This window comes from Sutcliffiella cohnii (genome assembly GCF_002250055.1).
In the GTDB taxonomy this organism is placed as follows: Bacteria; Bacillota; Bacilli; order Bacillales; family Bacillaceae_I; genus Sutcliffiella; species Sutcliffiella cohnii.
Genome location: NZ_CP018866.1, coordinates 3,087,468 through 3,108,863, shown reverse-complemented (window position 1 = coordinate 3,108,863; position 21,396 = coordinate 3,087,468). Strand labels below are relative to the sequence as shown.

Here is a 21,396-nt window from a genome sequence, read left to right as displayed (position 1 = left end):
AGACATGTTGTGAACATTAATGCATTAATTGAAGAAGCAAAATCAGCAAGAGAACGAGCATACGTACCTTACTCTAAATTTAAAGTAGGCGCTGCTTTACTAATGCGTGATGGGAAAGTTTTTAAAGGTTGTAATATAGAAAATGCTTCATATGGCATGACGAATTGTGCAGAAAGAACAGCTCTGTTTAAAGCGTATTCAGAAGGGGAAACGGAAGTAGAAGCAATTGCAGTGGTTGCTGATACTGACAGACCTGTCCCTCCTTGTGGAGCTTGTCGCCAAGTTATTTCCGAATTATGTTCAAAAGATACAAAAGTGATCTTAACGAACTTAAAAGGTGATATTCAGCAACTAACTGTCGAAGAATTACTACCAGGAGCATTTACAGCGGAGGATATGAATGAATAATCAAGCTTTTAAATCAGGTTTTGTTTCCATTATTGGTCGTCCTAATGTTGGGAAATCAACCTTTCTAAATAGAGTTATTGGACAAAAGATTGCAATTATGAGTGATAAACCACAAACAACTCGTAATAAAATTCAAGGTGTTTACACGGAAAACGACTCGCAAATTATTTTTATCGATACACCAGGTATTCATAAACCGAAGCATAAACTTGGTGATTTCATGATGAAAGTTGCCCAAAATACGTTAAAAGAAGTAGACTTAGTCCTATTTATGATAAACGCGGTAGAAGGATACGGTAGGGGTGACGAATTCATCATTGAACGTTTAAAAGAAACGAAAACACCTGTGTTTTTAGTTGTTAATAAAATTGACGAAGTGCACCCTGATGAACTATTTCCATTAATTGACCACTATAAATCTTTATTCCCGTTTAAGCAAATTATTCCGATATCTGCTTTACAAGGGAATAATGTTGGGACACTGTTGGATTTAATTAAAGAATTTCTTCCAGAAGGCCCACAATATTACCCAGCTGATCAAGTAACGGATCATCCTGAACGCTTTATTGTTTCAGAGTTGATAAGAGAAAAAGTTTTGCACTTAACACGAGAAGAAGTTCCACATTCTATTGCAGTTGCAATTGATTCAATGAAACGTAGACCTAATGGCGATATTATTGACGTTCAGGCAACGATTGTTGTGGAAAGAGATTCCCAAAAAGGTATTGTCATCGGAAAGCAAGGAAAAGTGTTAAAAGAAGTTGGGCAACGTGCCCGTGTGGATATTGAGGCTTTACTTGGTTCGAAAGTCTTTTTGGAACTTTGGGTTAAGGTACAAAAGGATTGGAGAAATAAACAATCACAATTAAGAGACTTTGGCTTTAGAGAAGATGAATATTAAAAGTTATTCATGGAGACTAAATATTTTACAAAATTTATATAACATGAAAATAGTAAAAAACGGTCATCATACAGTTAAGTGAAGTTGTTCCAAACGTCGACGTGAGAACAATGTAAAAACTAAACCTCTGAATAAATTTACATGCAAAACACTTAGAGGAATTGGAAATCATTTGCTAGTACAACAGAAAGGGTGGGGTTAAAGATGTTAGATTTTACCTGGAAAGTTTTTACCGAGACAGGTAATATTGATACCTATCTATTATTTAAAGAGCTTGAAAAGGATCGAACTGAATTACCCGAAACAGACGAAGAACTAGCGCATCGAGATGTACCAATTTCGTAATATAAGCAATCACCCCTAAGGCAATCTACAATACGTAGATTGCCTTAGTTTGTTGTAGAAGTAACATTCTCAAGGAAGGCATCATTGCATGTGAACATATGCACCATGGGCATGAAAATGGATATCGAGCTCTTTTGAAAGGTATAATCTTTTTCCTTTTAAGATTTAGAACCGTGAGTGCAACGGAGCGGAAGGCACTTGACTCCAGCGGGAGCTAGACATCTCCCCGTGGAAAGCAAGTGTCTGTAGCGAAGTGAAACGGACTAGCTTAAAACTAAAGAAGCCTATTTTCAAGGCGGACACCAAGAATTTTTATTAAAACTATAAACAACTTTACTTGCTCTTTTATCTTTAAATTCATTACAATACAGTTAGATAAACAGAAATGGTGTGGAATCATTGTTACATAAATGCGAAGGAATCGTTATTCGAACAAACCAATACGGAGAAACGAACAAAATCGTGACACTTTACACAAAAGAAATAGGGAAAGTCGGTGTCATGGCAAGAGGTGCTAACAAACCAAGTAGCAGACTTACAGCAGTCTCCCAATTGTTTTGCCATGGATATTTTTTATTTCAAAGAGGCAAAGGATTAGGCAGTCTTCAACAAGGTGATATTGTAGAATCCATGAGAAAAGTAAGAGAAGACATCTTTTTAACGGCTTATTGCTCCTACATTGTTGAATTAACCGATAAAGTAACCGAAGATAATCAAAAGAACCCCTTTCTTTTTGAACTATTACGACTTACTTTACAATCGATCAATGAGGGGAAAGACCCCGAAATATTAACTTTTATATATGAAATGAAAATGTTGTCTGTTATCGGTATCGCTCCTGAATTAAGCCAATGTTCGTGCTGTGGGGCATCAGAAGGAAAATTTGCTTTCTCTGTACGTGAAGGTGGTTTTATATGTCATCGTTGCTTTCATCGTGACCCGCATCTCTTAAAAGTGTCAGAAGGAACACTTAAGCTTCTTAGAATTTTTTACTTTTACGACCTTCATAAAATTGGGAATATTTCCGTGAAGGAAACAACGAGAAAAGAAATTCGTAAAGTATTAGATGCATATTATGAAACATATTCAGGGATAGTATTAAAATCAAAGAGATTTCTAAATCAAATGGGCTCACTGCGTGCTACTTTGTCAGATGATTCGAATGAAAGTTGACAGGGATGTAAAAATCATATATTATTCCAATTAAATAATATGGTTGTGTTGAAGGAAAGGAGTACTTATCCTACTCTATAAAAGCGAACCTAGGACAGTGGAAGCTAGGGTATGGAGTGATAAGGAAGGGCGTTCTGGAGCAACATTCGTAAAGTGGTAAAAGGAATTTTCCTTTTACAAATAGGGTGGAACCGCGGGTAAACTCTCGTCCCTATGCTAAAGAATTAGCATAGAGATGAGAGTTTTTTTATTTCTAGCTGCTAATTCAAAAAACACAAACAAGGAGGAAAAAGCATGAATATTCAACAAATGATTTTAACTTTACAAAATCATTGGTCAGAACAAGGTTGTATTTTAATGCAAGCATATGATGTTGAAAAAGGGGCGGGAACGATGAGTCCATATACGTTTTTACGCAGTATCGGACCGGAGCCGTGGAATGTAGCATACGTTGAGCCATCTAGGAGACCAGTGGATGGGAGATACGGGGATAATCCTAACCGACTTTATCAACATCACCAATTTCAAGTTATCATGAAACCATCTCCAGATAACATTCAAGAGTTCTACTTACAATCATTAGTTAAACTAGGAATTGACCCATTAAAACATGATATTCGCTTTGTAGAAGATAATTGGGAAGCACCGACACTAGGTGCTGCTGGACTAGGATGGGAAGTTTGGTTAGACGGCATGGAAATTACCCAATTTACGTATTTTCAACAAGTTGGTGGAATAGAGTGTAAACCAGTTTCAGTTGAAATTACGTACGGTATTGAACGTCTAGCATCGTACATCCAGGATAAAGAAAATGTGTTTGACTTAGAATGGACAGATGGATTTACAGTTAAAGATATTTTTTATCAGCCAGAATATGAACATTCAAAATATACGTTTGAAACGTCTGATCCTGAAATGCTATTCCATTTATTCGATGTTTATGAAAAGGAAGCTCATAGGCAGATGGAACATGGATTAGTTCATCCGGCTTACGATTATGTATTAAAATGCTCACACACGTTTAATCAATTAGATGCTAGAGGAGCAATATCCGTAACAGAACGTACTGGATATATAGGGCGTGTTCGGAATTTAGCTAGAAAAGTAGCAAGAACGTTCTACGAAGAAAGAGAAAAGTTAGGTTTCCCAATTTTAAATAAGGAGGGAAAATAAATGGCAAACAGAGATTTATTAATTGAAATTGGTCTAGAAGAAATGCCAGCGCGATTCGTTACTAGTTCAATGAACCAACTTTCAGATAAAATAAAAGAGTGGGCAACGGAGCATCAACTTTCGTTTGAGCAAATTTTACCTTACTCAACTCCACGCAGATTAGCAATAGTTGTAAAAAACTTATCGGAAAAACAAAGTGACGTAACAATAGAAGCTAAAGGACCTGCCAAAAAAATTGCACAAGATGAAGATGGAAATTGGTCAAAAGCAGCGCAAGGATTTGTGAGAGGTCAAGGCGTATCTGTTGATGATATATTTTTTAAAGAGATAAATGGGATTGAATATGTACATGTGCAAAAACATGTTAAAGGAAAAGAAACTTCTAAATTATTAAAAGAACTAACAGAAGTAATTACTTCCCTACATTTCCCTAAAAATATGAGATGGGCAAATGAAGACTTACGTTATGTTCGTCCGATAAAATGGTTAACTGTACTGTTTGGAGAAGAAATTGTACCTGTTGAGATTGCAAATGTAAAAGCAAATCGTTTCACATATGGTCACCGTTTCTTAGGAGAGAAAGTTACAATCGCATCTCCAGAAAAGTATGTAGAAACATTATTAGGCCAATTCGTAATTGTCGATTCAATGGAAAGAAAAGAAGCGATTCGTTCTCAATTAGCTATTCTGGGTGATGAAAATGGGTGGAGCATTCCTGTAGATGCTGACCTTTTAGAAGAGGTAAATAATTTAGTTGAATATCCTACTGCTCTATTCGGCAACTTTGAAGAAGAATACTTATCACTACCGGAAGAAGTATTAATAACTTCAATGAAAGAACATCAACGTTATTTCCCAGTGAAAAGTAAAGAAGGTCAGCTGTTACCTCATTTTGTTACAGTGAGAAATGGTAATCATGAACATTTAGATGTTGTAGCTAGAGGTAATGAAAAAGTTTTACGTGCAAGATTATCAGATGCAGCATTTTTCTATAAAGAGGACGAAAAACTTGTCATTGACGAGGCGGTTGCGAAGCTAGATAAAATCGTATTCCATGAAGAAATCGGAACAACCGGAACGAAAGTAAAAAGAGTTCGCGCTTTTGCTGAACATATAGCTAAACAATTAGAAATGGACGACGAAACGCTTCAACACGTTTTAAGAGCAGGGGCAATTTATAAGTTTGACCTAGTATCTCAAATGGTGTATGAATTCCCAGAGCTACAAGGCATAATGGGAGAAAAATATGCAAAAGCAAAAGGTGAAGCAGATGTTGTGGCTGTAGCGATTAATGAACATTATATGCCACGTTCGGCAGACGACAATACTCCATCTTCGGACATCGGTGCATTACTAAGTATTGCTGATAAGCTAGATACTATTGCAAGTTTCTTTGCAATTGGAGTAATTCCAACAGGCTCTCAAGACCCATACGCGTTACGCAGACAGGCTTCTGGAGTAGTTCATACGCTTTTAAATAAAGGATGGTCAACGTTATCTTTACAATCTTTACTTCAATATTTAATAGACGAGTATAAAAATGTAGAAATATTAAAACGTGACAAAGAGGAAGTTCTACAAGAACTACTTTCATTCTTTGGATTAAGAATGAAAAATCTCCTTCAAGAGGAAAATGTACGATATGATATTATCGATGCGGTGTTATCCTTACCGTTATCGGACGTATCTTCTATCGTTACGAAAGCGAAAGTGTTAGAAGAGAAAAAGCAAACAAACAACTTTAAAGGTATTGTTGAATCATTAAGTCGTGTATTAAACATTGCGAAAAAGGCAGTGGGAGAGCACGAAATAAACCCATCTTTGTTTAAGCAATCTGAGGAAGAAGCTCTATATGCTGCATATAAAGAACTTCAAGAAAGTATTAATATAACGATAGAAGAACAGCGTTTTTCAGACGCGTTTGACATGTTAGCGAATTTACAACAAACAATTGATGCTTATTTTGATAACATAATGGTCATGACAGATGAAGAGGAAGTAAAGGTAAATCGTCTAGCACAAATGGCTAAATTAGCATCTGTAATCGCTACTTTTGGTGACTGGAATAAAATATTAGTAAAGTAATCTTATGAGACAACGAGAGTACCTTATGATAAAATGATGGAAATGGAAGGGCTGACTCAAAAAACATTTAAGTCAGCCTCTTTCCAATTTTTTTATGTAGCATTATAATTAGTATATAATAGTTACATAAAAGTATGACACATTGTGTCGTCATCCGCTTAATTAGTGTGGATGAGATAGGTGGTGAATGATATCGAACTTAATAAGCGTCAAAAACATATTTTAGAAATTGTAAAGGACCATGGACCGATTACTGGAGAAGCGATTGCGGATCAATTAAACTTAACTCGTGCTACTTTAAGGCCTGACTTAGCAATATTAACAATGGCAGGGTTTTTAGACGCTCGGCCACGTGTAGGGTATTTTTACACAGGAAAAACAGGCTCTCAACTTCTATCTGATAAAATTAATAAAATTAGAGTAGAGGACCATCAATCCCTCCCAGTTGTCGTAAATGAAAGTGTTTCCGTTTATGATGCTATCGTTACGATGTTTTTAGAAGATGTAGGGACACTGTTCGTTGTAGATGAACACTCAACGTTAGTAGGGGTATTATCGAGAAAAGACTTATTAAGAGCGAGTATTGGAAAACAAGAATTAAATACAATACCTGTTAATATTATCATGACAAGAATGCCAAACATTACATTTTGTTTAAAAGAGGATTTAATAATTGATGTTGCAAACAAACTGATTGAAAAGCAAATCGATGCTCTTCCGGTCGTGAAAAAAACAAACAAAGGTTATGAAGTGGTAGGCAGAATTACGAAAACGAATATAACAAAATTACTTGTTGCCTTATCAAACGATGAAATAATGTAAAGGATTGGGGGAGAAGGATGAGTAGAAAAATCATTTATGTAGTATCAGACTCCGTAGGCGAAACAGCAGAACTTGCAGTAAAGGCAAGTATTAGTCAATATAATGGGGAAGACTTTATTTTAAAAAGAATTCCTTATGTTGAAGATACAAAAACTATTTCCGAAGTAGTCTCCCTTGCAAAAATGAACGAAGCGGTAATTGCTTTCACGTTAGTTGTTCCGGAAATGCGAAAATTTTTAATGGACGAAGCGAATAATGCAAATGTTCCTGCGTATGATATTATTGGTCCATTTATTGATCTCATCCAAGATAAATTTAAGATACAACCAAGAATGCAGCCTGGGCTAGTGAGAAAGTTAGACGAGGATTATTTTAAGAAAATTGAAGCAGTTGAGTTTGCAGTTAAGTATGATGATGGAAGAGATCCGAGAGGGATATTAAAAGCAGATATCGTTTTAATAGGTGTCTCAAGAACATCGAAAACGCCACTTTCGCAATATTTAGCTCATAAACGTTTAAAAGTTGCTAATGTACCTATCGTTCCAGAAGTTAATATTCCGGAAGAATTATATAAAGTCTCTCCTTCTAAATGCTTTGGGCTGAAAATTAGTCCAGAAAAGCTTAATGAAATAAGAAGAGAAAGACTGAAAGCGTTAGGTTTAAATGATCAAGCATCATACGCTAATGTCTCCAGAATTAAAGAGGAACTCTCGTTTTTCGATGAAGTTGTAAGTAAAATTGGTTGTGAAGTTATTGAGGTAACGAACAAAGCTGTAGAGGAAACAGCTAACATCATATATAACAAATATCATAAGCGTACGTGAGGAGCACAAATGAATGTGCTCTTCTTTTTCGGTAAGGAAAGGAAAATTAAAAATCATGTACTAAAAATGGATGAAAAACAATATTTTTTATAGAGATAAATCACTAGTCTTTTTAATATTTATATATTATAATTAAAAATTGTGATAAAAATATGCCTTTGCATGTTTAGATAGACCAATAAACGAATAAACTAAAAATATCTGTAAGTCAAGGTATCGTAGATATTTTCGTTCGACAAAAGAAAAAAAGAAATCGAAAAAAGAAGGTTTTTGAGAAGGGATGTAGAAACCATTATATATGCAAGAAAACAGTTTTCCAAAAGTGTTAAGTAGACGCATAAGCCATATGTGCTCTACATTTCAAGGAGAGACTTATAAGTAGCATCCCTATTCTCATGTTATAAAAAGAGAAATAAAAGGTACTTGAGTTTATGTCGATGAAGGAAAAGAATCTGCAGACTTATACATAATGAATGCTGTAAAAAAAGGCGACGTTGTAATAACTCAAGATCATGGGCTTGCTAGTATGTTAATCGGTCGAAACGTTTACGTAATATCATCGCGTGGAAAGGTATATAAAGAGGATGAAATGGATTTCAGCCTACATTTACGTTACTTATCAGCTAATAAACGTAGAAGTGGAAAGTATGTAGAAGGGCCAAAGCCTTTTACAGAAGAGAACGACAGCAATTTACTACTTCACTTTCAAGAATTTTGTCGAACTATGAAGGAATTCAAGATTTTAAGTAGAATATTATAGCATGGAGTGTTTTTATGACTATAAGAATTCCTGAAAATACAATTGAACAAATAAGACAATCGACTGATATTGTAGAAGTAATAAGTGAATATGTAAGTTTAAAGAAACAAGGAAGAAATTTTTTTGGCTTATGTCCATTCCATGGTGAGAGTACACCTTCTTTTTCCGTTTCACCAGATAAGCAAATATTTCACTGTTTTGGTTGTGGTGCTGGTGGAAATGCATTTAATTTTATAATGGATATTGAAGGTATAAGTTTTGTCGAAGCAGCACAAAAACTAGCTAAAGTTTCGAATGTTGAAATTGAACAAGACGTTCAGCTTACTTCAAATGAAACTTCTGCTAATAGCAGTGAGAAAAGTCAAATGACAAATGCTCATATGCTCTTACAGAAATTTTACCATCATTTACTCCTAAATACAAAAGAGGGTCAACATGCATATGACTATTTAACTTCTCGAGACTTTACAGATGACACGATAAAAAAGTTTGGAATCGGGTATTCCCTTAATAGTTGGGATTTTGCATTAAAGTTTCTAACAAAAAGGGGTTTCAAAGAATCCTTACTTGAAAAAGCTGGATTACTAATTGAAAAAGAAGAGAAGTTTGAGTATTTTGACCGCTTTCGTGATCGAATTATGTTTCCTATATATGATCATAAAGGGAACTTAATTGCTTTCTCAGGAAGAGTTTTAGGAAAAGGGGAACCAAAGTATTTAAATTCTCCAGAAACCATTATTTTTAACAAAAGTCAGGTTCTTTACAATTTTCACCAAGCAAGATCCCATATTCGAAAGGAACAAAAAGTAATCCTTTTTGAAGGGTTTGCAGATGTAATAGCCGCAGATCGTGCAGGTGTTTTTCATTCGATTGCAACAATGGGAACATCTTTGACGGACGATCAAGCAAGAATTATTAGGAGAAATGTAGAGAACGTAACTATTTGCTACGACGGTGATAATGCAGGAGTGGAGGCTGCCTTTCGAGCTGCCAATTTATTAACTAAACATGGTTGTACTATAAGAATTGCAACGTTACCAGACGGTCTAGACCCTGATGACTACATCCGCAAAAAAGGTCCGGAGTCATTTAAAGATGATGTATTAGGGGCAAGCCTAACGTTCATGGCATTTAAGTTAAAATATTTCCGAAAAGGGAAAGATTTAAATGACGAAGGCGTAAAAATGAATTATATTGATTCCGTTCTACAAGAAATTAGTTATTTACATAACGCAGTAGAGCGAGACCATTATCTTCGTCAATTATCTTCCGAGTTTTCTTTATCACTGGAAGCTTTAAAAGAGCAACTACAAAAGTTTTCCAAAAAGAACAGTAAAAATCAAGAGAAGGAAGACATTACCATCAAGAAACCAGTTTCAAAGGTAGTTCTTTCTCACAAGCTTCGACCAGCATATGAGAACGCTGAACGATTTTTACTAGCGCATATGTTAAGAAACAGAGACATATCCGATAAAGTACAAGATCAAATTCAAGGCTCCTTTAACATAGAGCAGCATAAAGCAATAGCAGCTTATTTATATGCTTTTTATGAAGAGGGGTTTGAACCAAATATTAGTCTTCTATTAGAAAGAATAACAGACGAAAACATAAAACGACTCGTTTCCGAACTAGCAATGTTAACAGTTGAGGATGAAGTAAATGATGTAGTATTGAATGATTACATTAAACAGGTGTTGAATTATCCAAAGATGTTAACAATAAAAGAAAAGGAAATAGAAAAACAACAAGCGGAACAAAAGAAGGACATTATGAAAGCTGCGCAAATTGCTATGGAGATTATCCAATTAAAAAAACTACTCAAACAGTAATAAATGCCTCTTATCGCGTTTCAATGTTGGAAGGAGGGACCGTGATGGCCGAAAAGTCAGCACATTCTAAAGATATGGAAGCAGAATTAACAATTGAACAAGTGAAAGAACAATTAACAGAGGTTGGAAAAAAACGTGGTGTCCTTACCTATGAAGAAATAGCTGAACGGATGTCAAGTTTTGAAATAGAGTCCGACCAGATGGATGAATATTATGAGTTTCTAGGTGAACAAGGCGTTGAAATCATCGCTGAAGGTGAAGAACCTGAAAATCCAAACGTTAAGGAATTAGCAAAAGAAGAAGAATTTGATTTAAATGATTTAACAGTTCCACCGGGAGTTAAAATTAATGATCCTGTTCGTATGTACTTAAAAGAAATTGGACGTGTTGATTTACTCTCCGCTGAAGAAGAGATTGAATTAGCTAACCGAATTGAGCAAGGCGACGAAGAAGCAAAACGACGACTAGCAGAAGCAAATTTACGCCTCGTTGTAAGTATTGCTAAGCGTTACGTCGGTCGTGGAATGTTGTTCCTTGATTTAATTCAAGAAGGGAATATGGGATTAATCAAAGCTGTAGAGAAGTTTGATTATCGCAAAGGATTTAAATTTTCCACTTACGCAACATGGTGGATTCGTCAAGCTATTACTCGTGCAATAGCAGACCAAGCCCGTACAATTCGTATTCCTGTGCATATGGTTGAAACAATTAATAAACTTATTCGAGTACAACGTCAACTTTTACAAGATTTAGGTCGCGAACCAACACCGGAAGAAATTGGAGAAGATATGGATCTGACTCCTGACAAAGTAAGGGAAATTTTAAAAATTGCTCAAGAACCTGTTTCGTTAGAAACTCCTATTGGTGAAGAAGATGATTCGCACTTAGGTGATTTTATTGAAGACCAGGATGCAACATCTCCTTCTGATCATGCCGCGTACGAGCTTCTTAAAGAGCAATTAGAAGACGTTTTAGACACTTTAACAGATCGTGAAGAGAATGTACTACGTTTACGCTTTGGATTGGATGACGGACGTACTAGAACGTTAGAAGAAGTAGGTAAAGTCTTCGGTGTTACAAGAGAACGTATTCGTCAGATTGAAGCAAAGGCTTTAAGAAAATTAAGACATCCTAGTCGTAGTAAACGATTAAAAGATTTTCTTGAATAATTAATACCAAGAAGTAGTTTACTTTTAGACAATAAAAGTAGGCTATTTCTTTTTTATTTTATAATTAAAAAGTGAATTTTCTGTCTTTAAAACTTATTGGAGGGTCCAATATGCGTGATCAAAGAAAATCAATTATTATAAATGAAATTAAATATTGGAAGCAGAATCGTTTGTTACCAGAACAATATTGTAATTATTTATTAGCTCTTTATTCAGAAGGTACGGAAATAGATAATACAATAACCCAAAAAGCATCAAAGCTTAGAGGAAATATAGCATTACGTTTGTTCGGATTGTTTCTCCCGTTATTAGTACCATTTACTTTTCTTGTCATTTATTTTACTGAATTGTCGAGCCAATTGCAAATGGTCATTCTGTCGATTTTTATCGTAATTGCGTTTTTAGGACTTACTTTATTTTCTAAGGAAGGTCATTTTATCCACATACCAGTAATTGTACTTATTTTATTATTACTTGTTTTCTCAGTAACTTTAGCTGAAATGGTAAATGTTGGACCTCGCTTTTTTACTATATTAGTAGCATTTCAAGCTCTCGTTTGGCTATTGATTGGTATTTGGAAAAGGTGGTACTACTTACACGTTGTTTCTATCTTTACATTTCTTGTGATTATCTTATTTATAATATTGCAATAATATCAGAAATTTTTATGTTTTTTAAAAGTTGAGAATATTACTCTCCTTCTATTATAATACATTTGAAAGCGTATTCAATAGTTTTTCGGAAGAATAAAGGGGGAGAGAAGATGAACTTTGATTTAACGCAAGAACAAGCGCTTATAAAAAAAACAATTCGTGAATTTTCAGATGAAGAAGTTGCACCAGGAGCATTAGAAAGGGACCGAACAAAGGAATTTCCGTTAGAAATATTCAATCAGTTAGCTGATTTAGGAATTATGGGCTTGCCCTTCCCGGAGGAGTATGGTGGTGCTGGTGGTGATACGGTAAGTTTTGCTATTGTAGTCGAAGAGTTAAGTCGAGCTTGTGGATCTACAGGTATCACTTACTCTGCACATATTTCTTTAGGTGGTTCACCTATAAACATGTTTGGTACGAAAGAGCAAAAAGAAAAATATTTAACTCCGATTTGTACTGGTGAATCTTTTGGAGCATTTGGGTTAACAGAGCCAAATGCTGGCTCAGATGCAGGGGGAACACAAACAACAGCGATAGAAGCAGGTGATGAGTATGTTATAAATGGTAATAAATGTTTTATTACTAATGCTTCCTATGCGAAACACCTAGCTCTAACAGCAATTACTGGACGTAATGGTGCCGAAAAAGAGATTTCTGCTATTATCGTACCTACAAACGCACCAGGATTTCATGTAATTGATAACTATGAAAAAATGGGATTAAATTCGTCTAATACGACTGAGTTAGTATTAGAAGATGTTAAAGTACCAAAAGAAAACCTATTAGGGAAACGTGGAGAGGGCTTTAAACAATTTTTAATTACTCTTGACGGTGGTCGTATCGGAATTGGTGCAATGGCTGTAGGAATCGCTCAGGCAGCTTTTGAGCGAGCGCTCGCTTATTCGAAAGAAAGGAAACAATTTGGCCGCTCTATTTCAAGTTTCCAAGTGAATCAATTTAAGTTAGCCGATATGGCAATGAAGCTAGAGCTGGCTCGAAATATGGTTTATAAGGCTGCGTGGTTAAAGGACCAAGGTAGACCGTATTCGAAAGAAGCTTCAATGTGTAAACTATACGCATCAGAAATTTGTATGGAAATTGCCGATCAAGCTGTTCAGCTTCACGGTGGTTACGGATATATGAAAGACTATCATGTGGAACGTTACATGCGCGATGGGAAATTGCTAGAAATAGGGGAAGGTACTTCTGAAGTACAAAGAATGGTCATTGCTAGACAACTTGGCTGTTAAATAATATTACTTTTTATGAAAAACTTCATCAAATGATGAAGTTTTTTTGTCTAATCTGTGAATTATAAAAGAGAGTTTTTAATTTGGTCTTTTCCTATGGTAAAATATGAAGTAAAATAGAGGTTGCTTGTATTATAATAAATAATGACCTAACGTATGTACATAAGGAGGTTGAAATCGATGAATCGTAATCCGCTAATTCCATTTGCATTAATTGCGGTGCTTGGTCTTGGATTTATGTTCTTATTATCCTTTGTTGGATTAAACCAAGCTAACAATTTAGCTGATGGTGGTGGTGAAGAGGCAGCAGTTTTAACTGCTGATGAGCTTTATCAACAAAGATCTTGCTTAGGCTGTCATGGAAACGAGCTTCAAGGTGTATCTGCACCGGCTTTAGCTGATGTAGGTGAGCGTCTTTCTGAAGATGAAATTAAAGACATCATCATTAATGGACAAGGAACTATGCCAGGAAACCTAGCTACTGCAGAAGAAGCAACTATCTTAGCAGAATGGCTAGCTAACTATGGACAAGAAGAAACTGAATAATAAAGCGAAAGCGTATTAACTTTTGGTTATCTTATTAATAAGCAAAAGCTCAATACTAATTGAATACGTTTTCTATAAGCAAAAAAAGTCCTTTACATTCGTAGAGGACTTTTTTTAGCGATATAATTAATGGAATTACCAGGTAGATCTTGAATTTAAAAATTTAAACTTAGGTTGAAGTGGAAAATATCATACCAATACTGTTATAGTAATAAAAGATTAAACATACATAAATTTTAACAATACATAGATAGTGGTGATTATCGTTGAATGAATTAAAACTTTCCAAACGACTAGAAGAAGTGGTAAAACATATTCCAAAAGGTAGCTCCATCGCAGACATAGGATCTGACCATGCCTACCTCCCTTGCTATGCTTACTTAACAGAGCAGATCAAAAGCGCCATCGCAGGGGAAGTTGTTGAAGGACCTTACCAATCAGCATTAGAACAAGTAAAAAAATCAGATTTACAACATGTCATTACAGTAAGAAAAGGAGATGGACTCGATGTAATTTCTCCTGGAGAAGTTGACTGTATTACGATTGCTGGAATGGGCGGTACCCTTATCCAATCTATATTAGAACGTGGCAAAAACAAGCTAGAAGGCGTTCAAAGGCTTATTCTACAACCTAATATAGGAACTCATAAAGTAAGAGAATGGCTTTTGCAAAATGACTGGGAAATAATTGCTGAAACAATTTTAGAGGAAGACCAACGGATATATGAGATCGTTGTAGCGGAAAGAGGAACAGCAATCGCACCTTATCATGAAAACAAAGAAGCTGGCTTACTTTTAGGGCCATTCCTGATGAAAGAAAAAAGTGAAGTGTTCACGAAGAAATGGCAACATGAAAAATTGCATTGGCAACAAATTGTAACGCAATTACAAAATGCTCCAGAAAGTGAAGAGAACAGAAAGAAAAAAGCGGAGTTGCACCAGAAGATTGCGATTGTGGAGGAGATATTGTGAATAAAATACCAAATGGCTACGAAATCATCCAAGCATTTGAATCCTTTTCGCCTAAAAAATTGGCAGTAGAAGGAGATAAAATAGGTTTGCAGATTGGTACATTAAATAAAAAAGTTGAAAACGTCATGATTACTTTAGATGTGTTAGAGTCAGTAGTAGACGAAGCGATTGAAAAAAAGGCAGATCTTATTATTGCGCATCATCCTCCAATTTTTCGCCCGCTTCCGAATGTGACTCCTAATAGTGCGGCAGGGAGAATTGTAACAAAATGTATTCAACACAACATTGCGGTTTATGTAGCACATACCAATTTAGATGTTGCACCAGGTGGTGTGAATGATTTATTAGCGTCAGCCTTACAATTACAAAACACAAAAGTGCTCTCACCTACAACAGAAGATAAGTTAAAGAAATTAGTAGTATTTGTACCTTTTTCACATGTAGATGAAGTTAGAGACGCGATTAGTACTGCAGGAGCAGGACATATCGGCAACTACAGTCATTGTACTTTTAATATTGAAGGAGAAGGTACTTTTAAACCACTTGCTGGTACTAATCCTTATATCGGTGCAGTTAATGAGTTAGAAACCGTTCAAGAAAAACGTATTGAAACAATAATTCCTTCCTCAATGGAGACTAAAGTCATTTCAGCAATGATAAAAGCACATCCATATGAAGAAGTAGCTTATGATATTTATGAGTTGGAAAATAAAGGAGAAGTATTAGGTTTAGGTAGAATTGGAACATTGCAAAATACAATGACGTTGCTACAATTTGCCCAATACGTAAAAGAAAAGCTAGAAGTGGAAAATGTACGAGTTGTCGGCCCGCATGATGCTGTTATTGAAAAGGTTGCAGTGTTAGGTGGGGATGGTAATAAGTATATTTATGATGCGAAATTTGCTGGTGCAGATGTGTATGTAACAGGAGATGTTTATTTCCATGTTGCACATGATGCAATGGCACTTGGTTTACATGTGGTAGATGCAGGACATTATGCAGAAAAAATAATGAAAAAAGGGGTAGAAGAAAAACTAGCCCATTTTGCTTCAAAAAATAAATGGAATGTTCAAATTGCTATTTCCACAACGAATACAGATCCTTTTACATTTGTTTAGGTAGATAAACAACGAATAAAAAACGGAAGTGAAGTCACTTCCGTTTTTTATTATCGTTTAGGAAATTATAAAAGTGGAAAGTTATGGATAACTACTAACTTTGTGTTGCTACGTCTAGCTCCGGCGGCTTGGCCCTCGAGACATAAGTCAGTCACTTCCGGTGGACAAAGAGCGTCCACCTGCAGCGCCTGCCTTATGCTTGTCGGGCCAGAACGAGCCGCCTCCGCTTTTGTGTCTAGCTCCGGCGGCTTGGCCCTCGAGACATAATTCAGTCACTTCCGGTGGACAAAGAGCGTCCACCTGCAGCGCCGCACCTTTCTTGTCGGGCCAGAACGAGCCGCCTCCGCTTTTGTGTCTAGCTCCGGCGCTTAGGCCCTATCAAACTTCCCTTATCCGAAGTACGATAAGTCAACATCGGCTCCTCCGTCGCCGTGTTTCCTTTATCACAACCGTAACAGTCCAGTTTGTACAGGCAAATGAAGCGCCTGCGCTTTTGTTCTTATTTACTAGCTGTTTTTACTTTTGGTAATATTTTTTGAAGTGGTACTTTACGCTCGCGAACCCACGTTTCTTCATTTTCAGGGTCAAATTGCTGTAAAAATGTAATGACTTCCTTTGTAATTGGAGTCGGTGTTGAAGCTCCAGCTGTAACAGCTACATTTTTTGCATGTTTAATCCAATCAATTTCAATTTCTGTAACATCTGCTACTCGGTAAGCTGGTGTATTAGCTATTTCTTTAGAAACTTGCGCAAGTCTATTAGAGTTATTACTCTTTGGATCACCAACTACTATTAGTACATCCGCTTCACCGGCTTGTTCTGCTACCGCCTCTTGTCGAACTTGTGTTGCTAAGCAAATTTCTTTATGTTGTTCTACGTGAGGGTATTTTTCTCTCACTTTATCCATAATATCAAGTACATCCCATTGACTCATCGTCGTTTGATTCGTAACAACGATTTTCTCATTGGTAATATTTAATCGGTCTACATCATCAACGTTTTCCACGAGATGTACAATATCTGGTGCAATTCCAACTGCACCTTCAGGCTCGGGATGACCTTTTTTACCAATATAAATTACATGATAGCCTTCTGCCTTTTTTGCTCTAATTAGATCGTGCGTTCTTGTTACATCTGGACAAGTGGCATCAATCGTGACAAGTCCTTTTTCCTTTGCACGTTTTTTTACTTCTGGAGAAACACCGTGAGCGGTAAAAATAACAGTACCGGAATCGATCTTTTCTAGAATCTCTAATCTATTTGCACCGTCAAGTGTAATGATTCCTTCTTCCTCGAAGGCATCAGTAACATGTTTATTATGAACGATCATACCTAATATATAGATAGGGCGAGGTAATGATTTATCTAAAGCTGCATTCCTTGCAATTACCATTGCATCTACAACTCCATAGCAATAGCCGCGAGGGGCAATTTTTATAATCTCCATCTGCCAATCCTCCTTAAACAATAAAGAGAGTGTCCAACACTCTCATCTACACTCTATTATATAGAAGGAATGGTGTTTTGACAAAGAAAGAGTTATAGATATAATTTAGGTGTTGATGTACCGCGGTTATTTTTTTTCTGTTCTATTGACTGTGAACTTTCTGTTGTTTCTTTTTTTTGCTCTGACTTGCTTTCTTGGTCGTTACTTTCTTTTTTTTCTGTTCCTTCTTCCTCGTTATTTTTTGGCTCTTCCGTCTCTGATTCGCTAGTATTTTCACTATCATTATTATCTGTTGCTTTAAACTCACTATATAGTTTCCACATTGCTGGTAAATTTCGAACGAGAGGTCCATATTGTTGTACCATCGGAACGACTGATTCTGCTGTTTTTAAAGCTTTTTGTACGTTCGTTAATAGTCCCGTTAAATTATTTGGATTTGCAAATTGTTGGATCGCATTCCCTGCTCCCGCTACATTACTAGGATTAGCCAATTGCCCCATAGCACTCATATTTCCGATATTTCTTGCTCCAGTTCTGCCGAATAAACGTGCTAGTAATCCACCGCCACCTCGATTCATACCTGCTGGTCCCATTTGTCTAGGCATTCCCATCATTCCATTGGGTGCTCTTCCAGGCATAAATCCTCTCATAGGTGGACCAGGCGGAAATGGTGGCATTGGTCGATTAGGTCCAAACATCCGCGATCCTCCTTCCTTTAGTTAAATAAAACATGTGCAACACGTATGATAAAAGCTTTTAGAAATTTAGGCGTTTATCGTCATTAATAATGTATGCAACTAAATACGAAAATGTTTAAAGTTAAGAGATAATGGGCGGAAGACTTCTAGCCAAATAAGAAAAACTCCTTTATAATAAAAAATTGGTCATTATGGATAAACTAAGTAATAATTATTTATAACTGTTACAGGCATATGGCGCTTATACATATAGATAAATATTTTTTTGGAGGTAACAAAATGAGTAATAATCAATTTGAGCGATTTGAACTAAAACCCTTTATAATAAAGGGAATTGAAGATTTACATTTTTTTAAGCCGACGGAAGTACAAGAAAGGGTTATTCCATCTATACTGCGTGGAGAAAGTGTTATTGGACAATCGCAAACAGGTACAGGAAAGACACATGCGTATTTACTACCAATATTACAAAAAATTGACACTGAGAAAGATGAAGTACAAGCAGTCATTACTGCACCAACTAGAGAACTAGCAAACCAAATTTATCAGGAAGTATTAAAAATAACAAAATATGATGAAGCTATATCTGCAAGATTGTATATTGGTGGTACTGATAAACAAAGAATGATTGATAAGCTAAAAAAACAACCTCACATTGTTGTTGGTACACCAGGAAGAATTCATGATTTAATGAAAGAGCAAGCATTATTCGTTCATACTGCGAGCACAATTGTTGTCGATGAAGCTGATTTAATGCTAGACATGGGATTCATTGAAGATGTGGATCACATTGCATCCGCAATGCCGGAAAAATTACAAATATTAGTTTTCTCGGCAACGATCCCGGAGAAACTAAAGCCTTTCTTAAAGAAATATATGGAAAACCCAAAATATACTCACGTAGCACCGAAACAAGTTACAGCTGCTAAAATAGAACATGTATTAGTTCCAGTTCGTTCTAGAAATAAATTAAAACTACTTAAAGACGTTTTATCTAGTTTTAATCCATATTTAGCTATCGTATTTACAAATACAAAAAAGATGGCGGATGAAGTAGCGGATGGTCTATTAGAACAAGGTCTAAAAGTTGGAAGAATTCATGGAGACTTAAGTCCTCGTGAACGCAAAAAAATGATGAAACAAATAGGGGAATTGGAATATCAATATGTAGTGGCGACAGATTTAGCTGCACGTGGTATTGATATACCTGGAATTAGTCATGTTATTAACTATGAAATTCCGTCTGACCTTGATTTTTATGTTCATCGTGTGGGAAGAACAGCTCGTGCAGGACAATCAGGGATTGCAATTACATTTTTTGAACCAAGTAATGAAGATGCAATTCATCAAATCGAAAAACTAGGGATCACTTTTGAGCAAAAAGATTATCGTGCAAAAGAGTGGGTAAATTTAGGTCCATTAAATAAAAGAAAGAACAGAAAAAAGCAAGTATCCGAAGAAGACGTAAAAGCAAAAACAATGGTTGCCAAATCGAAAAAAGTGAAACCAGGATACAAAAAGAAATTCCAAAGAGAATTAGAAGAAGTGAAAAAACGCCAACGTCGTCTAAAAAGAAAATAAAAACAAAAAGACTGAAATCTCATATTTCAGTCTTTTTGTTTTGGTTTGAATTATTAAACGTTCTTAAATCATTAGGGGCCGGTAGGAGTCCTACAAATAAAACAGTTCATAAATACCAAAAAAGCGACAAGCCTCGACTTCTATGTTAAGATAGGGAAGTATAAAAGAGACAAGGTTATGCTTAAGAGGTGAAAAAAATGAGTGAATTAATTATCGGATCTCATGTTTCCATGAGTGGTAAAAAGATGTTATTATCAGCTAGTGAAGAAGCTGTATCATACGGAGCCAACACATTTATGATCTACACTGGTGCTCCTCAAAATACGAGAAGAAAAAAAATCGAAGACTTAAATATTGAATTGGGAACGGCGCATATGAAGGAGCACGGAATTAATGAAATCATTGTTCATGCTCCCTATATAATCAACATTGGTAATTCGGAAAAACCAGAAACATTTGAATTAGGGGTTAATTTTCTTCAGGAAGAAGTACGAAGAACAGATGCAATTGGTGCGAAACAAATAGTTCTTCATCCTGGTGCCCACGTTGGTGCTGGTGCAGACGTAGGGATTAAAAAGATTATCGAAGGCTTAAATGAAGCATTAACAAAAGAGCAAAATGTACAAATCGCGTTGGAAACGATGGCTGGAAAAGGAACAGAATGCGGTAGAAGTTTTGAAGAATTAGCTGCTATTATTGATGGTGTTACATTAAATGAAAAGCTTTCTATCTGTTTAGATACTTGTCACGTTCATGATGCAGGATATAACATAGTAGAAGACTTTGATGGGGTATTAGAGCAGTTTGATAAAATAATCGGATTAGACCGCTTAAAAGTACTACACATTAATGATAGTAAAAATGAACGTGGCGCTAGGAAAGACCGTCACGAGAACATCGGTTACGGTAAAATTGGTTTTGAAGCATTAAACTATATCGTTCATCACGATCAATTAAAAGCTGTGCCAAAAATCTTAGAAACACCTTACGTTGGTGAAGATAAAAATAATAAAAAAGCTCCGTACCAGTTTGAAATTGAGATGTTAAAGAGTAAAGAATACGACGAAGACTTGTTAACAAAAATTAAAAATAGTTAATTGAAAAATGACCTTTCTTTGTGAGAGGTCATTTTTTGTTCTCGTTTAGGAACTATAAACTTGTATATTTTGTTGAATAACTACTAACTTTACTTACGTTACGTCTAGCTCCGGCGGCTAGGTCCGGCTCAAACTTCGCTTTTCCTCCGTACGATAAGTCATCATCGGCTCACTGTCGTTCGCCGTGATTCCTATATCTCCTGCGGAAAAGCTCCAGTTTGATTGGACCTGAGCGAGCCGCCTGCGCTTTTGTTCTTATTTTATAAATTCCATAAATAGCTGATTGACTTTTTTTGCTGTTTCGTGACCAGTTATTTTAGACAGCTCTTTCATTAGTTGTAGCCTCTCACTCGTATTAAATACGTTTACTTTACCGTTCTTTTCTTTTACTAATTTTATAATTTTTTTTGCTTGCTCCATTGAAATTTCAATATTATATTGTTGAGCGTATTGAACGAGCTCTTCTGGGCTTAATGTATTTAATTTTTTATTTATTATTTGTTGATAGATATTCATACAATCGCCTCCCTTTAACACCGTATGTAG

21 protein-coding genes are annotated in these 21,396 nt (G+C 35.8%); 18 read left to right on the top strand and 3 right to left on the bottom strand.

The features are described 5' to 3' along the window. The first annotated feature begins 9 nt into the window (after positions 1 to 9). The 16 genes from BC6307_RS15625 (at position 10) to BC6307_RS15550 (ending at position 16,027) form a co-directional block, all read left to right on the top strand. A complete protein-coding gene (locus BC6307_RS15625; RefSeq protein ID WP_066418671.1) occupies positions 10 to 408 on the top strand; it encodes a cytidine deaminase in 399 nt (132 codons plus the stop codon). Continuing rightward, positions 401 to 1,309 carry a GTPase Era gene (gene era, locus BC6307_RS15620; protein ID WP_066418679.1) on the top strand — a complete coding sequence of 303 codons (909 nt, stop codon included), beginning with the start codon at positions 401 to 403 and terminating at the stop codon, positions 1,307 to 1,309. Before BC6307_RS15625 ends, era begins: the two co-directional genes overlap by 8 nt. A 204-nt stretch (positions 1,310 to 1,513) precedes the next feature. Next, on the top strand, positions 1,514 to 1,654 hold the full coding sequence (locus BC6307_RS15615) for a YqzL family protein (RefSeq protein ID WP_084380572.1): 141 nt from the start codon (positions 1,514 to 1,516) through the stop codon (positions 1,652 to 1,654). Positions 1,655 to 2,053: 399 nt separating this feature from the next. Continuing rightward, a complete protein-coding gene (recO, locus tag BC6307_RS15610; protein WP_066418684.1) occupies positions 2,054 to 2,827 on the top strand; it encodes a DNA repair protein RecO in 774 nt (257 codons plus the stop codon). 294 nt (positions 2,828 to 3,121) lie between these two features. Beyond that, complete coding sequence (glyQ, locus tag BC6307_RS15605) at positions 3,122 to 4,000, top strand: glycine--tRNA ligase subunit alpha (RefSeq protein ID WP_066418686.1); 879 nt, start codon at positions 3,122 to 3,124, stop codon at positions 3,998 to 4,000. After that, positions 4,001 to 6,085 carry a glycine--tRNA ligase subunit beta gene (gene glyS / locus BC6307_RS15600; RefSeq protein WP_066418687.1) on the top strand — a complete coding sequence of 695 codons (2,085 nt, stop codon included), beginning with the start codon at positions 4,001 to 4,003 and terminating at the stop codon, positions 6,083 to 6,085. It begins immediately after the preceding gene. Between the two features lie 180 nt (positions 6,086 to 6,265). Beyond that, a complete protein-coding gene (ccpN, locus tag BC6307_RS15595; RefSeq protein ID WP_066418690.1) occupies positions 6,266 to 6,907 on the top strand; it encodes a transcriptional regulator CcpN in 642 nt (213 codons plus the stop codon). Between the two features lie 17 nt (positions 6,908 to 6,924). Beyond that, entirely contained in the window at positions 6,925 to 7,731 is an 807-nt protein-coding gene (locus tag BC6307_RS15590; protein ID WP_066418695.1) for a pyruvate, water dikinase regulatory protein, read from the top strand. A 469-nt stretch (positions 7,732 to 8,200) separates the two neighbouring features. Next, a complete protein-coding gene (locus tag BC6307_RS15585; RefSeq protein WP_235858212.1) occupies positions 8,201 to 8,491 on the top strand; it encodes a DUF188 domain-containing protein in 291 nt (96 codons plus the stop codon). Positions 8,492 to 8,505: 14 nt separating this feature from the next. Then, positions 8,506 to 10,320: a DNA primase gene (dnaG, locus tag BC6307_RS15580; protein WP_066418697.1), complete on the top strand. Its 1,815-nt coding sequence runs from the start codon at positions 8,506 to 8,508 to the stop codon at positions 10,318 to 10,320. 44 nt (positions 10,321 to 10,364) lie between these two features. Next, positions 10,365 to 11,489, top strand: coding sequence for an RNA polymerase sigma factor RpoD (gene rpoD, locus BC6307_RS15575; RefSeq protein ID WP_066418699.1), 1,125 nt, complete (start codon positions 10,365 to 10,367; stop codon positions 11,487 to 11,489). Between the two features lie 110 nt (positions 11,490 to 11,599). After that, the gene (locus tag BC6307_RS15570) at positions 11,600 to 12,142 is read left to right on the top strand and encodes a hypothetical protein (RefSeq protein ID WP_066418701.1); all 543 of its coding nucleotides are present in this window, start codon (positions 11,600 to 11,602) and stop codon (positions 12,140 to 12,142) included. A gap of 110 nt (positions 12,143 to 12,252) precedes the next feature. Then, positions 12,253 to 13,392, top strand: coding sequence for an acyl-CoA dehydrogenase family protein (locus tag BC6307_RS15565; protein WP_066418702.1), 1,140 nt, complete (start codon positions 12,253 to 12,255; stop codon positions 13,390 to 13,392). 180 nt (positions 13,393 to 13,572) lie between these two features. Next, positions 13,573 to 13,938, top strand: coding sequence for a cytochrome c550 (gene cccA / locus BC6307_RS15560; protein WP_066418704.1), 366 nt, complete (start codon positions 13,573 to 13,575; stop codon positions 13,936 to 13,938). Positions 13,939 to 14,204: 266 nt separating this feature from the next. Then, on the top strand, positions 14,205 to 14,909 hold the full coding sequence (locus tag BC6307_RS15555) for a tRNA (adenine(22)-N(1))-methyltransferase (RefSeq protein ID WP_066418710.1): 705 nt from the start codon (positions 14,205 to 14,207) through the stop codon (positions 14,907 to 14,909). Further along, positions 14,906 to 16,027 carry a Nif3-like dinuclear metal center hexameric protein gene (locus tag BC6307_RS15550; protein WP_066418715.1) on the top strand — a complete coding sequence of 374 codons (1,122 nt, stop codon included), beginning with the start codon at positions 14,906 to 14,908 and terminating at the stop codon, positions 16,025 to 16,027. The genes BC6307_RS15555 and BC6307_RS15550 overlap by 4 nt, the downstream gene beginning before the upstream one ends. Positions 16,028 to 16,526: 499 nt before the next feature. Here BC6307_RS15550 and BC6307_RS15545 read toward each other — a convergent pair whose 3' ends face one another. Both BC6307_RS15545 and vrrA read right to left on the bottom strand, forming a co-directional pair. After that, complete coding sequence (locus BC6307_RS15545; RefSeq protein ID WP_066421940.1) at positions 16,527 to 17,474, bottom strand: 4-hydroxy-3-methylbut-2-enyl diphosphate reductase; 948 nt, start codon at positions 17,472 to 17,474, stop codon at positions 16,527 to 16,529. 92 nt (positions 17,475 to 17,566) lie between these two features. Next, the gene (gene vrrA, locus BC6307_RS15540; protein WP_066421939.1) at positions 17,567 to 18,172 is read right to left on the bottom strand and encodes a VrrA/YqfQ family protein; all 606 of its coding nucleotides are present in this window, start codon (positions 18,170 to 18,172) and stop codon (positions 17,567 to 17,569) included. A 279-nt stretch (positions 18,173 to 18,451) separates the two neighbouring features. Between vrrA and BC6307_RS15535 the strand changes: the two genes are divergently transcribed. After that, positions 18,452 to 19,753, top strand: a complete 1,302-nt coding sequence (locus BC6307_RS15535) for a DEAD/DEAH box helicase (protein WP_066421938.1) — start codon at positions 18,452 to 18,454, stop codon at positions 19,751 to 19,753. Between the two features lie 197 nt (positions 19,754 to 19,950). Next, the gene (locus BC6307_RS15530) at positions 19,951 to 20,850 is read left to right on the top strand and encodes a deoxyribonuclease IV (protein ID WP_066421936.1); all 900 of its coding nucleotides are present in this window, start codon (positions 19,951 to 19,953) and stop codon (positions 20,848 to 20,850) included. A gap of 255 nt (positions 20,851 to 21,105) precedes the next feature. Here BC6307_RS15530 and BC6307_RS15525 read toward each other — a convergent pair whose 3' ends face one another. Then, positions 21,106 to 21,366, bottom strand: a complete 261-nt coding sequence (locus BC6307_RS15525) for a DUF2624 domain-containing protein (RefSeq protein ID WP_066421021.1) — start codon at positions 21,364 to 21,366, stop codon at positions 21,106 to 21,108. Positions 21,367 to 21,396: the final 30 nt, after the last annotated feature.

Bases quoted from the DNA above. Each gene is read 5' to 3' on its own strand.
- era (WP_066418679.1), top strand. From the start codon at position 401: ATGAATAATCAAGCTTTTAAATCAGGTTTTGTTTCCATTATTGGTCGT.
- BC6307_RS15615 (WP_084380572.1), top strand. From the start codon at position 1,514: ATGTTAGATTTTACCTGGAAAGTTTTTACCGAGACAGGTAATATTGAT.
- glyQ (WP_066418686.1), top strand. From the start codon at position 3,122: ATGAATATTCAACAAATGATTTTAACTTTACAAAATCATTGGTCAGAA.
- glyS (WP_066418687.1), top strand. From the start codon at position 4,001: ATGGCAAACAGAGATTTATTAATTGAAATTGGTCTAGAAGAAATGCCA.
- BC6307_RS15590 (WP_066418695.1), top strand. From the start codon at position 6,925: ATGAGTAGAAAAATCATTTATGTAGTATCAGACTCCGTAGGCGAAACA.
- BC6307_RS15585 (WP_235858212.1), top strand. From the start codon at position 8,201: ATGAATGCTGTAAAAAAAGGCGACGTTGTAATAACTCAAGATCATGGG.
- dnaG (WP_066418697.1), top strand. From the start codon at position 8,506: ATGACTATAAGAATTCCTGAAAATACAATTGAACAAATAAGACAATCG.
- rpoD (WP_066418699.1), top strand. From the start codon at position 10,365: ATGGCCGAAAAGTCAGCACATTCTAAAGATATGGAAGCAGAATTAACA.
- BC6307_RS15570 (WP_066418701.1), top strand. From the start codon at position 11,600: ATGCGTGATCAAAGAAAATCAATTATTATAAATGAAATTAAATATTGG.
- BC6307_RS15565 (WP_066418702.1), top strand. From the start codon at position 12,253: ATGAACTTTGATTTAACGCAAGAACAAGCGCTTATAAAAAAAACAATT.
- cccA (WP_066418704.1), top strand. From the start codon at position 13,573: ATGAATCGTAATCCGCTAATTCCATTTGCATTAATTGCGGTGCTTGGT.
- BC6307_RS15545 (WP_066421940.1), bottom strand. From the start codon at position 17,474: ATGGAGATTATAAAAATTGCCCCTCGCGGCTATTGCTATGGAGTTGTA.
- vrrA (WP_066421939.1), bottom strand. From the start codon at position 18,172: ATGTTTGGACCTAATCGACCAATGCCACCATTTCCGCCTGGTCCACCT.
- BC6307_RS15535 (WP_066421938.1), top strand. From the start codon at position 18,452: ATGAGTAATAATCAATTTGAGCGATTTGAACTAAAACCCTTTATAATA.
- BC6307_RS15530 (WP_066421936.1), top strand. From the start codon at position 19,951: ATGAGTGAATTAATTATCGGATCTCATGTTTCCATGAGTGGTAAAAAG.
- BC6307_RS15525 (WP_066421021.1), bottom strand. From the start codon at position 21,366: ATGAATATCTATCAACAAATAATAAATAAAAAATTAAATACATTAAGC.